Below are 3,659 nucleotides of genomic sequence, written 5' to 3'. Positions count from 1 at the left end.
GGCCGAAAAGTGGGGCACGCTTTCCCGAGCGGTCTCCATGGGAAACTATGCCCCATTTCGAAGGCTCATTCTGAGATGCACTTTCCGCCGAGTCAGCGACCGTGGCTCTACCCTGCCAGATACACCTCTAGTGCGGGCAACGTGGCCTCCGCATCACGCCGACCGACCTGGTAGATACGTTCGAGCTCCTCTGGCTCACGACACAGCGATGGCACCTTCACCGATTCGCTCGGACGCACCACAAAAACCTCGTCGCCGGCCTCGCGACGCGTCAGGTCATCGAGCGTGGCGTTATAAACCTCGTGCCGGTGCTCAAGCGCCGCGACAAACTCTGGATAGCGGCGAAACACGCGGCGCAGCATAGGCATCAAGCTATTGGGTTGTTTCACAAAGCCCGCCGGCTGCGTCAGCACCACGATGTTACGGTCATACCCCTGCGCAAACAGCCATGCGCTGGGAATAGAATCGGCCACACCGCCATCCAGATATCGATGTCCATCAATCCAGACGGGCTTGGTCGCCACGGGAATCGCCGACGATGCCCGAATCCACTCGATATCGCGCTCGTCGCCATACGGCAGATCGTGATAGACGGCCTTGCCCGTCTCGATATCGGTACACACGCACGTAAATCGCATGGGGCAGGCGCGATACGCCTCCAAGTCGATGGGATCGCGCTCGATAGGCACCTCGTGATAGGCAAAATCGGCATTGAACATATCGCCGGTTCGCAGCCAGCTGGTCACGCTCGCATAGCGCTTGTCGGCACAATAGGCTTTGTTGTAGCGAATGGCGCGGCCGATCTGGCGCGATTTAAAGTTGTAGCCAAACGCCGCGCCCGCCGAGACACCCACCATATGATCGCAGGTCAAACCGTGCTCCATCCAAACGTCGAGCACGCCCGCCGTATACATACCGCGGTAGCCGCCTCCCTCGAGCGCAAGCCCCACTGTGTGTGATGTCTCCGGCTGTGCCATGCAACCATCTCCGTTCCCATGCTTTTGAACTCAACAAGTATATCTGTCAACGTATGCCGTCGGAAACGTGTTTATAAGCATTTATCGAACGTTTCCCAATGCATTCCCCATGCCGTACCGCAATGCCCCTAGATGGCCTTAGGCATGAACGCCCTTAAGAACGTTGCGGGATAAACATCGCCCGCACCATGCCAACGTCATCGCACGCAACGTGAGATAATTCTCAGCAGAAGTCACCGACAGCAGAGGGAGTTTGTGATGAAGGTTCTTTTGGTCAACGGCAGTCCCAAGGCAAACGGAAACACCGCCCGGGCGCTCGCCGAAGTCGCCGAGCAGCTCAATGCCGAAGGCATTGATACCGAGGTGTTTCAGCTGGGCGCCAAGCCCATTCGCGATTGTATCGGTTGCGGCCAGTGTGACAAGCTTGGCGGTCGCTGCACCTTTGACGACGACGTGGTGAACGAGCTCATCGCTGCCGCTGAGCAGGCAGACGGCTTTGTCTTTGGCTCACCCGTCTACTATGCGCACCCCAGCGGACGCATCCTTTCGGCCCTCGACCGCGCCTTCTATGCGGGCGGGCACGCCTTTGCGCACAAACCCGGCGCCGCGGTCGCTGTCGCCCGTCGCGGTGGCACGTCGACCACCTTCGATGTGCTCAACAAGTACTTCACCATCAACCAGATGCCCGTAGTCGCCTCCACGTACTGGAACAACGTCTTTGGTCGCGTGCCCGGCGACGCCGATGGGGATGCCGAGGGCCTTGCCACCATGCGCAACATCGGCAAGAACATGGCCTGGCTCCTGCAATGTATCGAAGCAGGACAGGCCGCCGGCATCAGCGCGCCCGAAGCCGATCGCGAGCGCACCAACTTCATTCGATAAGTCCAGCGGTGGTCACCTCGATGTTCTATCAATGTCAGCGAAAAGCCAGCTGATGAGGCAAGGTGCCTTGAAAGAGGAGGGCGCTGGGCTGTTGCCCGCGCCCGACGATTGAAAGGCAGATTGCCCATCAGATGGCTTTGCAGCGTCGAGGTGACCGCCGTTCGTTAGAACGGCGGAACATGCTATGAACGTGCAAATCTTCGGCACCAAAAAGTCCTTCGACACCAAGAAGGCCCAGCGCTATTTTAAGGAGCGCCGCATTAAGGTGCAGTTTATTGACCTTAAGGAAAAGGAGATGAGCAAAGGCGAGCTCACGAGCGTGATGCAGGCGGTCGGCGGCATCGACAAGCTGCTCAACCCCAAAGCCAAGGACGAGGAGACACTCGCACTTATCCAGCACCTCACTCCCAGCCAGCGCTTTGATAAGCTGCTCGAGAATCAGCAGGTACTGGCCGAGCCCATCGTGCGCAACGGCAAAAAGGCCACCGTCGGTTATTGCCCCGATGTATGGGGAGCCTGGGAGTAGCCTGTGTTATTTGCCGGCACGTGGGTATAAGAGCAGGCGTTTGGCATATGATTTTACTGTAAGCCATGTCTAACAAAGGAGGGCACATGCCCAACAAACCCGTGAAGATCATCATGCTTACCGGATACCTCGGTGCCGGCAAGACCACGCTGCTCAACCATATCCTCGCCAACGACGGCGGTATCCGCGCCGCCGTGATCGTCAACGATATCGGCGAGATCAACGTCGACGCCAGCCTTATCGCCGACGGTGGCCTTTCCGAGACCGACGACCTCATCCCGCTCACCAACGGCTGCATCTGCTGCACGCTTTCGGACGACCTGGCCAACCAGCTGCAGGGCATTGCCGATTCGGGCAAGTTCGACTACATCATCATCGAGGCCTCCGGTATTTGCGAGCCCATCCCCATCGCCTACACCATCTCGAGCTTCTGCGACGAGGCCAAAGTGGGCGGCGAACCCAAGCTCGCGCTCGACAACATCGTTGCCGTGGTCGACTGCGCCCGCATGTACGACGAGTTCAACGGCGGTCGCGACCTGCTGGCCGAGGATATCGACGAGGACGACATCGAGAGCCTGCTCATCCAGCAGATCGAGTTTTGCTCCACGCTGATCCTCAACAAGACCGATACCGTGAGCCCTGAGCAGATCGCCGAGCTCAAGGCCATCGTGCGCAGTCTGCAGAAGGACGCCGTGATTGTCGAGGCTCAAAACGGCGAGGTCCCCATGGAGGAGCTGCTCGATACCGATCGCTTCGACTTTATGCGCGCCTACAACTCCGCCGCCTGGATCGAGGCCATGGAGCATCCCGAGGAGCACGACGACCCCGAGGTGCTCGAGTACGACATCGAGACCTTTGTGTACTCGCGCCGTAAGCCGTTTGACCTGCAGAAGTTCACCGATTTTGTTGAGCAGGAGTGGCCCGACGAGGTCATTCGCGTCAAGGGTCCGCTGTGGCAGACCGGCGATCCGGACATGTGCTACATGTTCGAGCAGGCCGGCCGCCAGATGCGCCTGATGGAGAACGGCTTGTTCGTTGACTCGGCGCCCGAGGGCGAGAAGCAGAAGATCATCGACGAGAACCCCGAGATCATGCAGATTTGGGACGACGAGACGGGCGACCGCATGACGAGCCTGTGCATCATCGGCCGTCACATGGACAAGGATGCGCTCATCGCCGCCCTTGATGCCTGCCTGACCGACTGGCACCGCGCTTAGGTTATCCAAGTGGGCGTTTTCCGCCCACGTAACCATCAAACCACCACAGAGGGGACG

The 3,659-nt window shown here is 59.1% G+C and carries 4 protein-coding genes; 3 read left to right on the top strand and 1 reads right to left on the bottom strand.

The features are described 5' to 3' along the window. Positions 1 to 107: 107 nt before the first annotated feature. Entirely contained in the window at positions 108 to 977 is an 870-nt protein-coding gene (locus tag ACQRCA_RS08270) for a patatin-like phospholipase family protein (protein ID WP_427719865.1), read from the bottom strand. A gap of 258 nt (positions 978 to 1,235) precedes the next feature. Here ACQRCA_RS08270 and ACQRCA_RS08265 point away from each other — a divergent pair, with 258 nt between their 5' ends. The 3 genes from ACQRCA_RS08265 (at position 1,236) to ACQRCA_RS08255 (ending at position 3,602) form a co-directional block, all read left to right on the top strand. Then, complete coding sequence (locus ACQRCA_RS08265) at positions 1,236 to 1,859, top strand: flavodoxin family protein (RefSeq protein ID WP_427719864.1); 624 nt, start codon at positions 1,236 to 1,238, stop codon at positions 1,857 to 1,859. A 184-nt stretch (positions 1,860 to 2,043) separates the two neighbouring features. Further along, the gene (locus tag ACQRCA_RS08260) at positions 2,044 to 2,385 is read left to right on the top strand and encodes an arsenate reductase family protein (RefSeq protein ID WP_055252194.1); all 342 of its coding nucleotides are present in this window, start codon (positions 2,044 to 2,046) and stop codon (positions 2,383 to 2,385) included. Between the two features lie 86 nt (positions 2,386 to 2,471). Next, the gene (locus ACQRCA_RS08255; RefSeq protein WP_427719863.1) at positions 2,472 to 3,602 is read left to right on the top strand and encodes a GTP-binding protein; all 1,131 of its coding nucleotides are present in this window, start codon (positions 2,472 to 2,474) and stop codon (positions 3,600 to 3,602) included. The last annotated feature ends 57 nt before the right edge of the window (positions 3,603 to 3,659 follow it).

The sequence above is a fragment of the Collinsella sp. SGI.095 genome (assembly GCF_050314535.1).
Taxonomy (GTDB): Bacteria; Actinomycetota; Coriobacteriia; order Coriobacteriales; family Coriobacteriaceae; genus Collinsella.
Note: the sequence above shows the minus strand (reverse complement) of the source record. Positions and strands in the feature narration are given on the sequence as shown.